The organism is Holzapfeliella saturejae (genome assembly GCF_037546065.1).
GTDB lineage: Bacteria > Bacillota > Bacilli > Lactobacillales > Lactobacillaceae > Holzapfeliella > Holzapfeliella saturejae.
Genome location: NZ_JAWMWG010000001.1, coordinates 627,806 through 645,977 on the forward strand (window position 1 = coordinate 627,806; position 18,172 = coordinate 645,977).

The following is an 18,172-nucleotide window of genomic DNA, read 5'->3' on the forward strand; positions in this document are numbered from 1 at the left end:
GATTAGGTATGAAGAAAAAAATATTAGGACTGTTAACACTACTTGCAACAATGTTCATCGCAACGGGTTGCCAGATTAAAGGTGAAGTGATGAATGTCGTTGGTTCTTCTGCACTGCAACCGTTAGTTGAATCTGCAGGTGAAAGCTTTTCAAAAATTCATCAAGATTTATATGTTAATGTTCAAGGAGGCGGAACCGGAACTGGATTAGCTCAAGTTCAAGCTGGGGCCGTTGATATTGGTAATTCAGATTTATACGCTGAAGAAAAGTCAGGAATTGATGCTTCTCAATTGATTGATCATCGAGTAGCAGTCGTTGGGATTACTCCAATTGTTAATCCTGATTTAAAAGTTTCTAATCTAACAACACAACAACTAAGTGATATTTTTTCAGGAAAAATTACGAACTGGAAAGAACTTGGTGGAGATGATTTACCTATTACTGTTATTAATAGAGCTCAAGGTAGTGGGACACGTGTTGTGTTTGAAAGTGCAATCTTCAAAAATGGTGAAAAAGCTGTTAAAGCACAAGAGCAGGATTCTAGTGGAATGGTTCGTCAAATCGTAGCCACTACACCAGGAGCTATTAGTTATTCATCATACAGTTATATCAATGACACAGTTAAAACACCAGCTGTTGATGGTGTTGTCTTGAGTCATGATACAGTTATTGACAATCGTTGGAAAATTTGGGCATATGAGCACATGTATATCAGAAAAGATATGGAAAAAGAACGTGTTCATGAGTTTTTAAACTTTATTTTATCTGATGATGTTCAAGATAACATCGTTAATAAAATGGGCTACATTGCCATAAAAGATATGAAAGTGGAAAAAACACTAGATGGTCAAATTAAGTCAATTGAATAAGAGGTGTGATTTATGAACGATCCAATTAGAGAGAGTATGCTGAAAAAATCCAAAGCTGCAAGACGCGAAACCTTTGGAAAAACAATATCATTTTTAGCAATAGCTATTATTGTAGCTGTTGTTGCAGCCATTTTTTATTTTGTAGCCTCAAAAGGAATTTCAACCTTTACACAAAATGGTGTTAATTTTTGGGACTTCCTAACAGGAAATACATGGAATCCAGGTGCTAAAGGTGCTGACGGTAAGCCACTTGTTGGTGCTTTACCTATGATTTTAGGGTCATTTTTAGTGACGATTTTAGCGGCCGTTGTTGCAACTCCTTTTGCGATTGCTGCAGCTATCTTTATGACTGAAGTTGCCGGGAAAAAAGGTGCGAGAATCTTACAACCTGTAATTGAACTACTTGTAGGTATTCCATCAGTTGTTTATGGGTTTATTGGATTATCAGTTATCGTGCCTTTTGTTCGATCAGTTTTTGGAGGGACAGGTTTTGGTATTTTAGCAGGGACATTTGTACTGTTTGTTATGATTTTACCAACTGTAACTTCGATGACAGTCGATGCCTTGCGTTCAGTACCTAGACATTATCGTGAAGCCTCTTATGCCTTAGCTGCTACTAGATGGCAAACAATTTATAAAGTTATTTTGCGTTCTGCTATGCCAGGCATTTTAACAGCTATCGTGTTTGGGATGGCGCGTGCCTTTGGTGAAGCTTTAGCGGTTCAAATGGTTATTGGTAATGCCTTTACTGTTCCTAATAGTTTAACGACACCAGCCTCAACTTTAACTAGTGTACTAACCATGGGAATGGGGAACTCAGTAATGGGAACATTGAGCAATAATGCTCTTTGGTCACTTGCTTTAATCTTATTGATGATGTCTCTAATCTTTAACTTAGTGATTAGATGGATTGGTAACAAAGGAGGAAACACTAAATAATGAGTCCAAAACGCGTTGACAAAATAGCAACAGGTGTTATTTATGCTATGGCAGGAATCATTGTGTTGATTTTAGCTGCTTTACTGGCATATATTTTGATAAATGGATTACCTCACGTTAGTTGGTCATTTATTGTGTCACCTTCACGAGTTTTTGAAGCTGGTGGTGGGATTGCTGCACAGCTTTTTAACTCCTTTTATTTACTAGTTCTATCTATGATTATTTCAATTCCGCTTTCAATTCTAGCTGGAATTTTTCTTTCAGAATATGCACCTAAAAATAAATTAACTGATTTTGTAAGAACAGCAATCGAAATTTTGAGTTCATTGCCTTCAGTTGTTGTGGGATTATTTGGATTTTTAGTATTTGTTATTCAATTCAAAATTGGATTTTCAATTATCTCTGGAGCACTAGCCTTAACACTATTTAACCTACCACTGTTAACACGTAATGTAGAAGAATCTTTACAATCAATTCACTTTACACAGCGTGAAGCAGGATATGCCTTAGGATTATCACGTTGGGAAACGGTAACACGAGTTATTATTCCTGAAGCATTGCCAAGTTTGATTACAGGGATTATTTTAGGAGCTGGACGTGTTTTTGGTGAAGCGGCAGCGTTAATTTATACTGCAGGTCAAAGCTCACCTGCGTTAAACTTTTCAAATTGGAATCCATTGTACATCAACAGTCCTTTGAATCCATTTAGACCAGCAGAAACACTAGCTGTTCACATTTGGAAGATTAATGGCGAGGGAATTATTCCTGATTTAAATGCGGTATCAACAGCTTCTTCAGCAATTTTAATTTTAGCCGTTTTAATTTTTAACTTAATAGCTAGAAGCTGGGGTAGAAGATTATACAAACGTTTAACAGGTGCTAACTAAGGAGAGACTTATGGCAGAAGAAAGACTAACCAAAAATATTCAAAAGCTAGACGAAAATAAGCATGAAATCGCATTATCTACCAAAGACTTACACGTTAGTTATGGTGACCACGAAGCGATTCATGGTGTTGACTTACAATTTGAACGTTATAAAATTACTGCCTTAATTGGGGCTTCAGGTTCTGGTAAGTCAACTTATTTAAGAGCACTAAATCGTATGCATGATAATATTGCCAATACCTCAGTGACAGGTGAAATTTACTATCGTGGACTAGATATTAATCGTGATAATATCGATGTCTATGAAATGCATAAACATATCGGAATGGTATTTCAAAGACCTAATCCATTTTCTAAATCAATTTATGATAACATTACTTTTGCGCTTAAAAGACATGGTATACGCAATAAAAAACAACTAGATGAAATTGTTGAAACATCACTCAAGCAAGCCGCTTTGTGGGATCAAGTTAAAGATGATCTTCATAAAAGTGCTTTAGCCTTGTCAGGTGGACAACAACAAAGATTGTGTATTGCACGAGCAATCGCAATGAAACCAGATATTCTACTCTTAGATGAACCAGCTAGTGCGTTAGATCCTATTTCAGCCTCAAAAGTTGAAGAAACATTAATGGAACTTAAAAAGCATTATACAATTGTAATTGTGACTCACAATATGCAACAAGCTGCTAGAATTAGTGATCGTACAGCCTTTTTCCACTTAGGTGATGCAATTGAATATGATGAAACACGTAAGATTTTTACTAGACCAAAAGTAAAATTAACTGAAGATTATGTATCAGGACACTTTGGATAGGTAGGTAAAGCAAATGACAAAACCAATTATTTCAACACAAGATGTACATCTGTTTTATGGCAAAAAAGAAGTGCTAAAAGGGATTTCAATGGATTTTTATCCAAATGAAATTACAGCGTTAATCGGTCCTAGTGGGAGTGGTAAGTCAACGCTACTCCGTTCACTCAATCGGATGAATGATTTACAAGATGATGTAACGGTGACAGGGTCTGTTAATATTGATGGTAAGAATATTTATGCGCCAACAACTAATAAAGTTGATTTGAGAAAGCGTGTCGGTATGGTATTTCAACAACCTAACCCTTTTCCTTTTTCTGTCTATGAAAACGTTGCTTATGGTCTAAAACTTGAAAAGAAACATACCAAAGAAGAAATCGATCGAATCGTAGAAGAAAGTCTAAAAGCGGCAGCTGTTTGGGATGATGTTAAAGATAAATTACATGAAAGTGCGTTGTCACTTTCCGGTGGACAACAACAAAGAGTTTGTATTGCTCGTGTTTTAGCTGTGCATCCTGAAGTTATTTTATTAGATGAACCAACTAGTGCGCTAGATCCTATTTCAAGTGGAAAAATCGAAAATATGTTATTATCGTTGAAAGACGAATATACAATTGTTATCGTAACTCACAACATGGGACAAGCATCTCGAATTTCTGATAAAACAGGGTTCTTTTTGGATGGTAATTTGGTAGAATATAATAAGACAAAACACATCTTTATGACACCGTCTGAAAAAGAAACAGATGATTATATTTCTGGTCGATTTGGTTAATCCAATAAGGGAGGAGAACTATTGTGAGATCAAATTTTGAAAAAGAATTACATGAATTACATGATAATTTTGGTCGCATGGGTCGATTAGTCAGTGAAAACATTGGCCGTGCAGTTAAATCTTTCATTGATCATGATAAACAACAAGCACAATACGTGATTGATACTGATCCAAGTATTAATGGTATTGAAGTTGAGTTAGAAAAGAAATCGTTTGAAATGATTGCCTTGCAACAACCTGTTACAACCGATTTAAGAAATATTGTAACAATTATGAAAGCCAGTTCTGACCTTGAACGCATGGCTGATCATGCTGTAAGTATTGCTAAAGCAACAATTAAAGTTAAAGGTGAAGCTCGTGTATACGGCATCGAAGATGAAATTGCCCACACAGCTGACTTAGTGATTCAACTCGTGATTGATGCATTAGAAGCTTACCGTGTTCAAGACGATCAATGGGCTCGTGAAATTGCAAAACAAGATATTTCAATTGATAAACAAGCTAAAAAAATTAATGCACATATTATCAGTGAAATGAAAAAAGATCCCGATACAATTTTAGGTAACACTTATTACATGTTGGTAACTAGTTACTTAGAACGTATTGGTGATTATGCAACTAATATTTGTGAATGGGTTGTCTACTTAAAAACTGGTAAATTAATTGAGTTAAATAACCATGTTAAACAAGATAGCCAAGATAACTAAAAGCTGACATTAGATGTCAGCTTTTTTTGTTTAGGGGGGGATTAGAGTGTCGGTTATTGAATCAGTAAGAGCAACACTTAAAGAATTGCGAAAAAATTTCTCAATTATTGTACTGCTTTACTTAGTTGTTGATATCATTTTGTTAGGGCTAATTGTTCCTTTTACAAATGCAGCTACTAGTTTTTTAGCCAAGCTGTTTGAAGTAGAATACATTGCCTATGATAATATTCTAGCGATTATCTCTCATGATATTTTATTTATCATTGTGATGCTGCTGTTATTACTGGGGATTTTGTTTATCGTTTTTTTACAGTTTTCAGTTTTGCTTAACGGTATTCGACAAATTGTGCATCTTAATCAGATAAATCTTGAAACATTATGCCAGGATGTCAAAAATAGTTTACGAAGTTTAAACTTAAAAACAATTCCATTTTTCATCTTCTATGCTTTAGTCATTATTCCATTTTCTGATTTTATTTTTTCTTCGCCGCTATTAAGTAAGGTAAAGATTCCTCAATTTGTGATGTTGTTTATTACACAAAATCCCGTTATTGCGCTAGTTTTAGTTATTTTAACTGGTATTTTAATTTATGTGGAAGTGCGATTTGTTTTACTGTTACCGATTATGTCGTTTAATTGGCGTCGCCCAAAAAGATTAATTAGGAATTGTTTAAAAGCCACTCAGCGTAGTTTTTGGAAGATTTTACTTCGAATTCTAATTCCAGCGGGTATTTTTGCTGTAATCAATTTAGTTTTGATGGCGTTATGGATAGTGTTATCCATTGTAACAGAGCAGCTGATACCACAATATGCATTTGTATTCGGGCAAGTTCTTCTGGTTTTAATTCAGTTAACACAAGTTATCACCACAATATTGTCGACGGCTTCTGTGATGATAGTTTTACTCCAACTATATGAGGAAAAAGAAGATATTGTAGCCAAAAATGTCAATTATCAGATTAATTATTCTGAGATAAGCAAACAAAAACTGATTTATCGTCTTTTTATTGGTCTATCAATTCTTTTGATTGCTGTACGTGTTACTTATTCAAATTACAGTTATCTCAAAAATCCAGGGTTTAATAATGTTACAATTATCTCGCATAGGGGATTAGATGAAGACAATGGTGTGCAAAATACAATTCCGGCACTAATGTACGTCATTCCTGAAAAGCCAGATTATGTTGAAATGGACATTCATATGACAAAAGATCACCAATTTGTGGTGATGCATGATAATAATTTATCTGCACTAACAGGCACAAATGCGCATGTTCATGACTTAACTTTAGCAGAACTTAAGAAATTGACAGTTTCAGAAAATAATCAACATGCCCCGTTAGCTTCGTTTGATGAGTATCTACAGACAGCTAATCAATACAATCAAAAGTTATTAATTGAAATCAAAACAGACAAGGGAGATAATCCGACTGAAGTAGTGAATGTATTTAACCAAAAATATCAGCAAGATGTTTTGCAACATCACCATAAAATTCATTCACTTTCAGCAAAAGTTGTGACAGAATTAAAGAAAATCAATTCCAAGTTTGATGTGAATTATATTACAACCTATAATATATTCACACCAACTTTAGAGGTTAATGGTTATAGTATGGAGTCTTCAACTTTAAATCGTTATTTAGTGTTGAAAGCACACCAAAATCATCAAAATGTGTATGCTTGGGATATTAATGATGTTGCAGACATCCATTTAATGATGCTTTATCGCGTGGACGGATTGATTACTGATAATTTGAAGGAAGTTAAAGAAAATGTAAATGAATTAAAAAATGCAACTTCTATTACACAAAAGCTTGTTATATACATTGGTGAAATTAATGGTTTAAAAAATTATTTAGTAAATTAAAGGAGAACAACATGTCAGTTTTTCTAATTGTAATGGGAATCTTATTTTTAATTATGTTAGTGGTTATTTTCTTTATGATGCTTGGATTAATCCTAACGGTGTTATTTAAGTTTATTTTGCCACTATTAATTATTTTTGGAATCGGTATGTGGATATATGTCGCTCATAATCGTCGTAAAGGAACGACTAAATTCAATAAAAGTTACTTTAAAAACAATCGCTATCATCGTTATTATCGCTCAAATTCAACACGTAAACATGCCGAAAATGTGACTGAAGAAAAGAAAGGAGAGACTCATGACTAAGTTTATTGGTCGATCGCTTGTTAATGCTGTCGTTTTAATTGCACTTGCAGGTCTGTTTCCCAAAATGATTTATGTGGATAATTTACTTGCAGCGCTTGTTGTGGGGGTTGTCTTAACATTTTTAAATGCGACATTAACACCATTACTACAGTTTTTTGCCTTGCCATTAACGGTTTTAACGTTGGGACTATTTGCGCTGGTTATTAATGGGTTAACTCTTGCAATTGCGATTTCATTATCGGGTGGCGCAATTATGATAGCTAGTTTCTGGTCAACCATCATTTGTGCGATTATCATTACCTTTGTCCAAAGAATTGTCGGTAATTTTTTTCAGAACAATGTAAAATAAAGTGAGATATTTCGAAAAATGACTCATAGAATGATAGAATAAGACTATATAGAATATCAGAAAGACGAGGGTTTGCGATGTTAAATTACGTCAGCATGAAAGATTTTGCAAAAGATAATGACCTGACGGTTTTAGTCGGAGAAGAATACTTAGATAGTAAGCGAGTATATGTCAGCGACATTTCACGTCCAGGACTTGAGTTAACCGGTTACTTTGATTATTATCCGCATGAACGTATTCAATTATTTGGAATGACTGAGATTTCATTCGCTAATCAGTTAACACCTGATGAACGACTTGAAGTGTTCACTAAAATGTGTACAGAAAGTACACCTGTATTTTTGATTTCAAGAGACTTAACACCGCCCAAAGAGTTAGTTGAGGCTGCCGAGAAAAATAAAATGCCGGTACTAATTTCAAAATTACCAACAACACGATTATCAAGTGTGATTACAGATTACTTAGACTATAAATTAGCTGAACGCCAAAGTATCCATGGTGTTTTAGTTGAAATTTATGGGACTGGAATTTTATTAACAGGTAATTCAGGAATTGGAAAAAGTGAAACAGCGCTTGAACTTGTTCAAAGAGGACATCGCTTGATTGCAGATGACCGTGTCGATGTTTTTCAACAAGATGAAAAAACAATCGTTGGAGAAGCACCTTCAATCCTAAAACACTTACTTGAAATTCGCGGGATTGGAATCGTTGATGTGATGAACTTGTTTGGTGTAGGAGCTGTTAGACAATCAACCCCAGTATCTTTGATTATTAATCTTGAAAATTGGGATCCAAAAGCTTCCTACGACCGTCTTGGTTCAGCAGATGATTATCAAACAATTTTTGATGTTGATGTACCCAAAATGACAATTCCAGTTAAAGTTGGACGTAATTTATCAATCATTATTGAAGTTGCTGCTATGAACTTTAGAGCTAAAAACTTAGGATTTGATGCGACAAAGGTATTTGAAAATCAGCTAACAGAACTTATTGAACAAAATAAGCAAAATAACCAGGGAGATGCAAATTCATGATTAATTTTTTACAAGCGTTATCTCCGGTAGCCTTTAACCTAGGCCCTTTTAGCGTTAGATGGTATGGTATCATAATCATGACAGGTGTAGTTGTTGCAGTTTGGATGGCAACTCATGAAGCTAAAAAACGTCAAATTATGCCTGACGATATTATTGATTTGTTGTTTTTTATTTTGCCAATTGGATTTATTGGTGCACGATTATACTATGTTATTTTTCAGTGGCCAGAGTATGCACAAGAACCCGCTAAAATTTTTATGATTTGGCAAGGTGGTATTGCTATTTATGGGGGATTAATCGCTGGATTAATAACTTTAATCGTTTATACATATTATCGCCATTTACCTACGTGGTTAATGCTTGATATCATTACACCCGGGGTTATGTTGGCACAAATTATGGGACGTTGGGGTAACTTTATGAATCAAGAAGCTTATGGAGCTGTGACTTCACTTGATTTCTTGAAGGGCTTACACTTACCAGATTTTATTATTCAACAAATGTTTATTGATGGTGCTTATCGTCAACCGACCTTTTTATATGAATCATTCTTCAACTTAATTGGCTTAATACTGATTTTAGTGTTAAGACATAAAAAGCTATTTAAGCAAGGAGAAGTCGCACTATCGTACGTTTTATGGTACGCAGTTGTCAGATTCTTTGTTGAAGGCATGCGAACAGATAGTTTACTACTTGGCAGTATTCGAGTATCACAAGCTTTATCTGCTGTACTATTTGTCGTGGTAATTGCGATAATGATTTATCGTAGAAAAGTTGTCAAATCAAAAGATTATATAGCAGGTAGCGGTTTTAAATTTCCTTATAAACGCTAGTGAAAAGGGGTATTGTTATTATGAAAAAAATTACGGTATTAGGATCAGGATCATGGGGTAGTACATTAGCTAATATTTTAGCTGAAAATGATTACCAAGTTTGCTTGTACGGCATCGAAGAAGATGTTGCAGCAGAAATCAATAAATCTCAAACAAATAGTAAATATTTAGATAACTTCAAATTCAGCAAACCAATTACAGCGACAACAGATTTAGCTGAAGCTGTAAAAGAGACTTCAGGGATTTTATTTGTAATTCCAACAGCAGCTATTGCGAGTGTTTCAAAACAATTGAAGCCATTATTACCAACAGCTAATAACCCAATTCTAATTAGTGCTACTAAAGGAATTGAACCAGGAACTAAACGTATTGTTTCTCAAATTCTTGAACAAGAGTTTGAGAAAGAAGTCGTAGATAATTTGGTTGTTGTTTCAGGTCCAAGTCATGCTGAAAATGCTTCTCAAAAAGACTTAACAACACTTTCTGTTGCTTCTTATAACGAAGAAAATGCAAAAACTGTTCAAAAAATGTTTACACGTGATTATGTTCGCCTTTATACAAATTCAGATCCTATTGGCGTTGAAGTTGGGGGAGCTATTAAAAATGTCTTGGCTTTAGCTGCTGGAATGATTGCCGGTAAGGGCTATGAAATCAATGCGTTAGCTGCTTTGATTACACGAGGCATTCGTGAATTAGCTTTAGTCGGTGAAGCTTTAGGTGGTCAAAAAGAAACATTTTATGGTCTTTCAGGAATTGGTGATTTAATTGTGACTGCTTCTAGTTCTAATTCAAGAAATTGGCGTGCAGGTAAACAATTAGCTGAAGGACAAAACTTAGATGATGTAGTTAATAACATGGGAATGGTTGTTGAAGGGGTTAAAACCGCTCAAGCTGTTCATGAACTAGCTGAAGAATTGAAGTTAGATTTACCAATTTCAGAAGCTGTTTATCGTGTACTATATGAACAAACTAAAGTTGAAGACGAAATCACTAATATGATGCATCGACCACTAAAACGAGAATTTCAATAATAGGTTTTGCAAAATAAGTTGAAATGGGATATAATCTCTATATACTTATTTTTAGTAAGTGAGGAGATACTATGACAAAAAAATATGATGTTGTTGTAATTGGTGCAGGTCCTGGTGGCTTAACAGCTGCTTTATATGCTTCTCGTTCTAATTTATCAGTTTTAATCTTAGATCGTGGTATTTACGGTGGCCAAATGAATAATACAGCTGACGTTGAGAACTATCCAGGTTTTGAAAATGTTAAAGGACCTGAACTAAGTGAAAAAATGTATGCTTCTGCTATTAAATTTGGTGCAGAGTATGGTTATGGTAATGTTTCAGGGATTACAGACCATGGCGACCATAAAACCATTCATACTGATGATGGTGATATTGAAGCACTTAGTGTTGTAATTGCTACAGGTGCACAGCACAAACACTTGGGTGTACCTGGAGAAGAAGAATACTCAGGAATGGGCGTCTCCTACTGTGCTGTTTGTGATGGTGCTTTCTTTAGAGATAAAGATGTCATTGTTGTTGGTGGTGGGGATTCAGCTGTTGAAGAAGGAATCTACCTAACTCAACTAGCTAAATCTGTTACATTAATTCACCGTCGTTCAGAATTAAAAGCACAACAAATTTTGCAAGAACGTGCGTTTAAAAATGATAAAATGAACTTCATTTGGGATGCACAAGTTGAAACAATTGACGGTGATGGCCAAAAAGTAACGAGTGTAACTTACAAAGACAAAAACACTGGCGAACAAAAGAAAGTAGAAGCTTCTGGTGTATTCATCTATGTCGGAATTTATCCAATTACAGAACCATTTAAAGATTTAGGAATTTTAAATGATAATGGCTGGATTCAAACTGATGAATTGATGAAAACTAAAGTTCCTGGTATTTTTGCAGTCGGTGACGTGCGTGAAAAAGCATTGCGTCAAATTACTACAGCCGTTGGTGATGGTGGTAATGCAGGTCAGCAAGTTTATGACTATATTCAAGAACTCAAACATTAAGATTTTTAAAAGCCTTGTTTAAGGCTTTTTTTTGTGACAATTCCAGGTATAATGGTTTTTAAGAGGAGTTGTTTTAATGAACTGGCAAGATAATATTGCAATTTGGCAAGCTAACCAGGAAAAATTACCTGATTACTTGAAAAAAGAATTAACGAATATACAAACTAATCAAGCACAAGCTGAGGAAGCCTTTAGCACGGACTTAGAATTTGGAACAGCAGGAATGCGAGCAATTATGGGTCCAGGATCTAATCGCCTTAACCTATTTACTGTGGGACAAGCTACAGAAGGGTTAGCACGGTTGATGGACAAATTGTCTGATACTGAGAAAAAAAGAGGCGTGGTTATTAGTTACGATTCTCGTTTCCACTCAGCAGAATTTGCGACACATTGTGCTCAGATTCTAGGTAACCATCATATTCCTGTCTTTTTGTTTGATGCACTAAGACCAACGCCTGAATTATCATTTGCGATTCGTCATCTGAAAGCCTACGCTGGCATTATGATTACGGCAAGTCACAATTCTAAAGAATATAATGGTTACAAGATTTATGGTGAAGATGGTGGACAGATGCCACCTAAACATGTTCAAATCGTCGTCGACGAAATGGCAAAAATTACTAATTTATTTGAAGTTGAAACGGCTTCAGTTACAGAATTAGAATCTAGTGGTCTTTTAACTTATATAGGTGAAGATGTTGACCAAGCTTATTTAGCAAAACTAAAAACAGTTTCGATTAATGAAGAATTGAACAAATCCCAAGGGGAAGACTTGAAGATTGTTTATACACCACTTCACGGGACAGGTAAGATGTTATATCGCCAAGTGTTTGAAATGAATCATTTCAAACAAGTCTATGTGGTTGCTAAACAAGCCATTTTAGATCCTGGATTTTCAACAATCAAAACCCCAAATCCTGAGTTCATGGAAACTTTTGATTTAGCCAAAAAACAAGCGGATGAAGTTGAAGCTGATTTAATCATTGCGACTGATCCAGATGCGGATAGATTAGGTGTTGCTGTTAGAAATTCACAGCAAAAATTTGAAGTATTGACCGGTAATCAAATTGCAGCTATTGTGACTCAATATATTTTGGAATCTCGTCATCAATTAGGTCAACTAGAACCTAACAGTGAAATTGTAAAAAGTATCGTTTCAAGTGAACTGCCTGCAAAAATTGCAGCCGATTATGAGGTAACTTGCTGTGACGTTTTAACTGGATTTAAGTACATTGGTGAAGAAATTGAACGCTTAAATGAGACGCAATCTGGTCACTTCTTGTTTGGATTTGAAGAAAGTTATGGCTATTTATTAAAAGATTTTGTGCGAGATAAAGATGCGATGCAAGCAGCTTTAATTTTGGCTGAAACAGCAGCTTTTTATAAAGATCAAAACAAAACACTATATGATGCGATGCAAGAAATTTACCAAAAGTATGGGTACTTTGTTGAAAAAACCTGTTCATTTGAATTTGAAGGTTTAGATGGTGCCAAGAAGATGAAACAGTTGATGCAAAATCTTCGCAGCCAATTATTAACAGAATTAAATGGCACACCTATTGTTAAAATTGAAGATTATCTTAACCAAGTTTGTCATCAAGATCAGAATACCCAAGTATTTACAGAATATCCTAAAGCAGATGTTTTGAAATATTATTTAGCTGATGGGACTTGGCTAGCTTTAAGACCTTCAGGAACTGAACCAAAAGTCAAATTGTATGTTGGTGTTGAAACAGACTCACAGCAAGCAGCAGATACAAAAATTGAAAACTATCAACAAGCATTTTCTGACTTAATGACACAATAAGATGGACTTTTGAAATGGTCATAATAAGTAGCAAGTGCTAAACTATAATTACTGTAAGAGTTGGATATGATTATCCAACTTTTTTATATAGCTGAAGGGATGGGTGCAAGATGACTCCTGAAATAACTCAAAATAAATTTAAATTAAAATCAGACTATCAACCGGCTGGTGATCAAGGCCAGGCAATTAAAAAATTGGTAATGGGTTTTGAAGACTGCAAAAAAGAACAGATTTTACAAGGGGCAACCGGGACCGGTAAGACATTTACAATGGCTAATATTATCGAACAAGTGAATAAGCCAACCTTAATTTTGTCACATAATAAAACCTTAGCTGGTCAGTTATATAGTGAATTCAAAGAATTTTTCCCTGATAATGCCGTTGAATATTTTGTTTCTTATTATGATTACTATCAACCAGAAGCCTATGTGCCTTCTTCTGATACTTATATTGAAAAAGACTCCGCCATTAATGATGAAATTGATCAATTACGTCATGCGGCAACAAGTGCTTTACTGCAACGAAACGACACCATTATTGTGGCAAGTGTTTCCAGTATTTTTGGACTAGGTGATCCTAAAGAATATGCTAAACATATTATCTCACTTTCAACAGGTGCTGAAATGGACCGTAATGACTTACTGCGATTGTTAGTTGAAAACCAGTATGATCGTAATGATATTGATTTTCAGCGTGGTCGTTTTCGTGTTCGAGGAGATATTGTCGAAATTTTTCCTGCAGGATTTACGCAAAATATTTATCGTGTGGAATTTTTTGGTGATGAAATTGATCGAATTGTTGAAGTGGATGCCTTGACAGGGGAAAAGATAGCTGAAAAGAAAATTGTGACTCTTTTTCCAGCAACTCACTTTACAACTAATGATGAACAAATGGAAAAAGCAATTGCACGTATTGAAAAAGAATTGAATGATTGTTTAGCTGAATTAAAAAGTGACAATAAACTTTTAGAAGCACAACGACTAGCACAACGTACCCATTACGATATTGAAATGATGAAAGAAATGGGATACACCAATGGGATTGAGAACTATTCTCGTCATATGGAAGGACGTGCAGAAGGAGAGCCTCCCTACACTTTACTGGACTTCTTCCCGGATGACTTCTTAATTATGGTTGATGAGTCACACGTTACCATGCCACAAATTAGAGGGATGCATAATGGTGACCGTGCAAGAAAGCAAATGTTAATTGATCATGGTTTTAGATTGCCTAGTGCATTAGATAATCGCCCATTAACACTTGAAGAATTTGAAGAGCATGTTAACCAAATTCTTTATGTCTCAGCAACACCTGGTGATTATGAATTAAATCGTACACATGATATTGTCGAACAAATTATTAGACCAACTGGGTTACTAGATCCTATTGTTCAGGTTCGTCCAATTATGGGACAAATTGATGATTTAGTGAGTGAAATTAATCAACGTGTAGAAAAGAATGAAAGAGTCTTTATTACCACATTAACGAAGAAAATGTCTGAAGATTTAACCGATTATCTTAAAGACTTAGGTATTCGGGTGAAATACTTGCATAGTGAGATTAAGTCCTTAGAACGAACCCAAATTATTCATGACCTAAGAAAAGGTGACTTTGATGTCTTAATTGGTATCAACCTACTTAGAGAAGGGCTAGATGTACCCGAAGTCTCGTTAGTGGCTATTTTGGATGCTGATAAAGAAGGATTTTTAAGATCAGAACGACCACTTATTCAAACCATTGGTCGTGCTGCACGTAATCAAAATGGTGAAGTGATTATGTATGCTGATAAAATCACCAAATCAATGAAAATTGCGATTGATGAAACGCATCGTCGTCGTGAAATTCAAGAGCAATATAATGAAAAACATGGGATTACTCCTAAAACAATTATTAAACCGATTCGTGATGTTATTTCGGTTAACGAGAAAGCATCAGACGATTCTGATGATAATAAGAAATTAACTGACTTTGACTTTTCTGAATTAACAAAAGACCAAAAACAAGCCTTAGTTGGCGATTTGACGACACAAATGGAAGCAGCAGCTCAAAAACTTGATTTTGAAACCGCTGCTAACTTGAGGGATGCTATTTTAGAATTACAAGGAGAATGAGATTAAATGTTAAACGATAAAATTATTATTCATGGTGCTCGTGAACATAACCTAAAGAATATTGATTTAACAATACCTAAAAATCAATTAGTCGTTGTGACAGGACTTTCAGGTTCAGGAAAAAGTTCGCTAGCTTTTAATACCCTTTACGCTGAAGGTCAAAGACGTTATGTTGAATCCTTATCTAGTTATGCAAGACAATTTTTAGGACAAATGGACAAGCCAGATGTTGATTCGATTGATGGGTTAAGTCCAGCTATTTCAATTGATCAAAAGACAACTTCTAAAAATCCAAGATCAACAGTAGGGACCGTCACAGAAATTAATGACTACTTAAGATTATTGTGGGCTCGTGCAGGAGAACCGATTTGTCCTAATGATGGCACTAAAATTACAAGCCAATCTGTCGACCAAATCACCGACCAAGTCCTTGAATTACCAGAGCGTACCAAATTGCAAATTGTGGCTCCAATTATTAAACAAAAGAAAGGACAACATAAAAAAGCATTTGAACATATTCAAAAACAAGGATATGTACGATTGTTAGTTGACGGTGAGCAATATGATATTGCCGATGCTTTAGAACTAGAACTTGACAAGAATAAGAAACATGACGTCAGCATTATTGTTGACCGTCTAGTTATTAAAGACGGTATTCGTTCTCGTTTATTTGATTCAATTGAAACAGCACTTAAGATGTCTGAAGGTTACGTTAATATTGATGTTATTGGCAAAGAAATGTTAATTTTTTCAGAACATAATGCGTGTCCAATCTGTGGGTTTACTGTCGGTGAGCTAGAACCACGTTTGTTTTCATTTAATGCCCCTTTTGGTGCATGTGAAGATTGTGATGGTTTAGGGTCAAAACTTGAAGTGGATTATGATTTAGTGGTTCCTGATGATACCAAGACCCTAGCAGAAGGAGCCATTGAACCTTGGAATCCGATTAGTTCCAATTATTATCCCGAAATGCTACGTCAATTTGCCGAGCAATTTAAGATTTCAATGGACAAACCTTTCAAAAAATTGACCAAAAGACAACAAGACTTAGTCTTGAATGGTGCTGATAAACCCTTCCATTTTCACTATGAAAGTGATTTTGGTCGCGTTAAGGACGTTGAAACTGTTTTTGAAGGGGTAATGACCAATATCAAACGTCGTTACCATGAAACTAACAGTGAATTTACGCGTGAACAAATGCGTAAATACATGACAGAACTGACTTGTCAAACTTGTCACGGTTCTCGTTTAAACCGCCAAGCTTTGAGTGTCAAAATAGATGGAAAAAACATTGCTGAAGTTTCAGACTATTCAATTTTTAATACATTTGAATTCTTCAATCAAGTGACGTTACCTAAAAAAGAAATGACCATTGCTAAACCAATTTTGAAAGAAGTTAAAGACCGACTAGACTTTCTAATTAATGTTGGGCTAGATTATTTAACATTGTCTCGTTCAGCAGGAACACTTTCAGGAGGGGAAGCACAACGTATTCGTTTGGCTACTCAAATTGGTTCAAATTTATCTGGTGTACTCTACATTTTAGATGAACCCTCTATTGGATTACATCAACGTGATAATGATCGTTTGATTGAATCTCTTAAACAAATGCGAGACTTAGGTAACACATTAATCGTGGTTGAACACGATGAAGATACGATGAATGCAGCTGATTACTTAATTGATATGGGTCCTGCAGCAGGAATTGATGGTGGTTATGTTACCGCAGCAGGGACGCCAGAAGAAGTTTCCAAGAATCCAAATTCTTTAACTGGACAATATTTATCCGGACAAAAGCAAATCGCAGTTCCTAAAGAACGTCGCCAGGGAAATGGTGAAACAATTAGTATTAAAGGAGCTAGTGAAAATAATTTAAAAGATGTAAACGTTGCGTTTAAACTTGGGACATTGACGGCAGTTACAGGGGTTTCAGGTTCAGGTAAATCAACCTTAGTTAACACGATTTTAAAACGTGCCTTGGCGCAAAAATTGAATAATAACCATGAAAAACCAGGTAAATTTAAGGAAATTACAGGTTATGACCATATTGAAAAATTAATTAATATTGATCAAAGCCCAATTGGACGAACACCTAGAAGTAATCCGGCAACCTATACTAGTGTATTTGATGATATTCGCGATTTATTTGCTAAAACAAATGAAGCCAAACTTCGTGGCTATCAAAAAGGCCGTTTTTCATTCAATGTTAAAGGCGGTCGCTGTGAAAACTGTCGTGGTGACGGTATTATCAGAATCGAGATGAACTTCTTGCCTGATGTGTATGTGCCTTGTGAAGTTTGCCACGGAACCCGATACAATTCCGAAACGCTAGAAGTTAAGTATAAGGATAAAAATATCTCTGAAGTTTTAGAGATGACTATCAAAGAATCACTAGCATTCTTTGACAACATTCCAAAAATTAAACGCAAATTACAAACCATTGAAGATGTTGGCTTAGGCTATGTCAAACTTGGTCAATCAGCAACAACACTTTCAGGTGGGGAAGCTCAGCGTATGAAGTTAGCTTCTGAGCTATATAAAAAATCAAGTGGAAAGAATCTTTACATTTTAGATGAACCCACAACAGGTCTTCACACAGACGATATCAATCGACTATTGGCTGTTTTACAGCGTTTAGTTGATCAAGGGAATACAGTTATCGTAATTGAACATAATCTTGATGTTATCAAAAACGCCGACCAGTTAGTTGATTTAGGACCAGAAGGTGGTGCAGGTGGCGGCACAATAATTGCGGTAGGAACACCTGAAGAAGTTGCTCAAAACGCCGAAAGTTATACTGGATTTTATCTAAAAAAATATCTGGCAAAAAACTAATTTTTGGTTAG

Annotated in this window: 16 protein-coding genes; all 16 read left to right on the forward strand. The window is 35.3% G+C overall.

Features of this window, described 5'->3' with window-relative positions:
* Nucleotides 1-8: 8 nt before the first annotated feature.
* The 16 genes from R4Y45_RS03050 (at nt 9) to uvrA (ending at nt 18,161) form a co-directional block, all read left to right on the forward strand.
* A complete protein-coding gene (locus tag R4Y45_RS03050; RefSeq protein WP_339969158.1) occupies nt 9-869 on the forward strand; it encodes a phosphate ABC transporter substrate-binding protein PstS family protein in 861 nt (286 codons plus the stop codon).
* Between the two features lie 12 nt (nt 870-881).
* Entirely contained in the window at nt 882-1,808 is a 927-nt protein-coding gene (gene pstC / locus R4Y45_RS03055; RefSeq protein WP_339969160.1) for a phosphate ABC transporter permease subunit PstC, read from the forward strand.
* Nucleotides 1,808-2,695: a phosphate ABC transporter permease PstA gene (gene pstA, locus R4Y45_RS03060; RefSeq protein ID WP_339969163.1), complete on the forward strand. Its 888-nt coding sequence runs from the start codon at nt 1,808-1,810 to the stop codon at nt 2,693-2,695. Before pstC ends, pstA begins: the two co-directional genes overlap by 1 nt.
* Nucleotides 2,696-2,705: 10 nt before the next feature.
* Nucleotides 2,706-3,512, forward strand: a complete 807-nt coding sequence (pstB, locus tag R4Y45_RS03065; protein ID WP_339969165.1) for a phosphate ABC transporter ATP-binding protein PstB — start codon at nt 2,706-2,708, stop codon at nt 3,510-3,512.
* Nucleotides 3,513-3,525: 13 nt separating this feature from the next.
* The gene (gene pstB / locus R4Y45_RS03070) at nt 3,526-4,284 is read left to right on the forward strand and encodes a phosphate ABC transporter ATP-binding protein PstB (protein ID WP_339969167.1); all 759 of its coding nucleotides are present in this window, start codon (nt 3,526-3,528) and stop codon (nt 4,282-4,284) included.
* A gap of 23 nt (nt 4,285-4,307) precedes the next feature.
* Complete coding sequence (gene phoU, locus R4Y45_RS03075; RefSeq protein WP_412747361.1) at nt 4,308-4,991, forward strand: phosphate signaling complex protein PhoU; 684 nt, start codon at nt 4,308-4,310, stop codon at nt 4,989-4,991.
* A gap of 46 nt (nt 4,992-5,037) precedes the next feature.
* Nucleotides 5,038-6,858, forward strand: a complete 1,821-nt coding sequence (locus tag R4Y45_RS03080) for a glycerophosphodiester phosphodiesterase (protein WP_339969169.1) — start codon at nt 5,038-5,040, stop codon at nt 6,856-6,858.
* A gap of 11 nt (nt 6,859-6,869) precedes the next feature.
* Nucleotides 6,870-7,163, forward strand: coding sequence for a hypothetical protein (locus R4Y45_RS03085; protein ID WP_339969171.1), 294 nt, complete (start codon nt 6,870-6,872; stop codon nt 7,161-7,163).
* Nucleotides 7,156-7,512, forward strand: coding sequence for a phage holin family protein (locus R4Y45_RS03090; protein WP_339969173.1), 357 nt, complete (start codon nt 7,156-7,158; stop codon nt 7,510-7,512). The genes R4Y45_RS03085 and R4Y45_RS03090 overlap by 8 nt, the downstream gene beginning before the upstream one ends.
* 77 nt (nt 7,513-7,589) lie before the next feature.
* Complete coding sequence (hprK, locus tag R4Y45_RS03095; protein ID WP_412747362.1) at nt 7,590-8,546, forward strand: HPr(Ser) kinase/phosphatase; 957 nt, start codon at nt 7,590-7,592, stop codon at nt 8,544-8,546.
* Nucleotides 8,543-9,379, forward strand: coding sequence for a prolipoprotein diacylglyceryl transferase (gene lgt, locus R4Y45_RS03100; RefSeq protein WP_339969175.1), 837 nt, complete (start codon nt 8,543-8,545; stop codon nt 9,377-9,379). The genes hprK and lgt overlap by 4 nt, the downstream gene beginning before the upstream one ends.
* A 20-nt stretch (nt 9,380-9,399) precedes the next feature.
* Nucleotides 9,400-10,410 (forward strand): NAD(P)H-dependent glycerol-3-phosphate dehydrogenase, encoded by a 1,011-nt coding sequence (locus R4Y45_RS03105; protein WP_339969177.1) that lies wholly within the window; start codon nt 9,400-9,402, stop codon nt 10,408-10,410.
* A 71-nt stretch (nt 10,411-10,481) separates the two neighbouring features.
* The gene (gene trxB, locus R4Y45_RS03110) at nt 10,482-11,408 is read left to right on the forward strand and encodes a thioredoxin-disulfide reductase (RefSeq protein WP_339969179.1); all 927 of its coding nucleotides are present in this window, start codon (nt 10,482-10,484) and stop codon (nt 11,406-11,408) included.
* A 76-nt stretch (nt 11,409-11,484) separates the two neighbouring features.
* Nucleotides 11,485-13,215: a phospho-sugar mutase gene (locus R4Y45_RS03115; protein ID WP_339969181.1), complete on the forward strand. Its 1,731-nt coding sequence runs from the start codon at nt 11,485-11,487 to the stop codon at nt 13,213-13,215.
* Between the two features lie 110 nt (nt 13,216-13,325).
* A complete protein-coding gene (uvrB, locus tag R4Y45_RS03120; RefSeq protein ID WP_339969183.1) occupies nt 13,326-15,326 on the forward strand; it encodes an excinuclease ABC subunit UvrB in 2,001 nt (666 codons plus the stop codon).
* A 6-nt stretch (nt 15,327-15,332) separates the two neighbouring features.
* Nucleotides 15,333-18,161, forward strand: a complete 2,829-nt coding sequence (uvrA, locus tag R4Y45_RS03125; RefSeq protein WP_339969186.1) for an excinuclease ABC subunit UvrA — start codon at nt 15,333-15,335, stop codon at nt 18,159-18,161.
* Nucleotides 18,162-18,172: the final 11 nt, after the last annotated feature.

Bases quoted from the DNA above. Each gene is read 5' to 3' on its own strand.
- R4Y45_RS03050 (WP_339969158.1), top strand. From the start codon at position 9: ATGAAGAAAAAAATATTAGGACTGTTAACACTACTTGCAACAATGTTC.
- pstC (WP_339969160.1), top strand. From the start codon at position 882: ATGAACGATCCAATTAGAGAGAGTATGCTGAAAAAATCCAAAGCTGCA.
- pstA (WP_339969163.1), top strand. From the start codon at position 1,808: ATGAGTCCAAAACGCGTTGACAAAATAGCAACAGGTGTTATTTATGCT.
- pstB (WP_339969165.1), top strand. From the start codon at position 2,706: ATGGCAGAAGAAAGACTAACCAAAAATATTCAAAAGCTAGACGAAAAT.
- pstB (WP_339969167.1), top strand. From the start codon at position 3,526: ATGACAAAACCAATTATTTCAACACAAGATGTACATCTGTTTTATGGC.
- R4Y45_RS03085 (WP_339969171.1), top strand. From the start codon at position 6,870: ATGTCAGTTTTTCTAATTGTAATGGGAATCTTATTTTTAATTATGTTA.
- R4Y45_RS03090 (WP_339969173.1), top strand. From the start codon at position 7,156: ATGACTAAGTTTATTGGTCGATCGCTTGTTAATGCTGTCGTTTTAATT.
- hprK (WP_412747362.1), top strand. From the start codon at position 7,590: ATGTTAAATTACGTCAGCATGAAAGATTTTGCAAAAGATAATGACCTG.
- lgt (WP_339969175.1), top strand. From the start codon at position 8,543: ATGATTAATTTTTTACAAGCGTTATCTCCGGTAGCCTTTAACCTAGGC.
- R4Y45_RS03105 (WP_339969177.1), top strand. From the start codon at position 9,400: ATGAAAAAAATTACGGTATTAGGATCAGGATCATGGGGTAGTACATTA.
- trxB (WP_339969179.1), top strand. From the start codon at position 10,482: ATGACAAAAAAATATGATGTTGTTGTAATTGGTGCAGGTCCTGGTGGC.
- R4Y45_RS03115 (WP_339969181.1), top strand. From the start codon at position 11,485: ATGAACTGGCAAGATAATATTGCAATTTGGCAAGCTAACCAGGAAAAA.
- uvrB (WP_339969183.1), top strand. From the start codon at position 13,326: ATGACTCCTGAAATAACTCAAAATAAATTTAAATTAAAATCAGACTAT.
- uvrA (WP_339969186.1), top strand. From the start codon at position 15,333: ATGTTAAACGATAAAATTATTATTCATGGTGCTCGTGAACATAACCTA.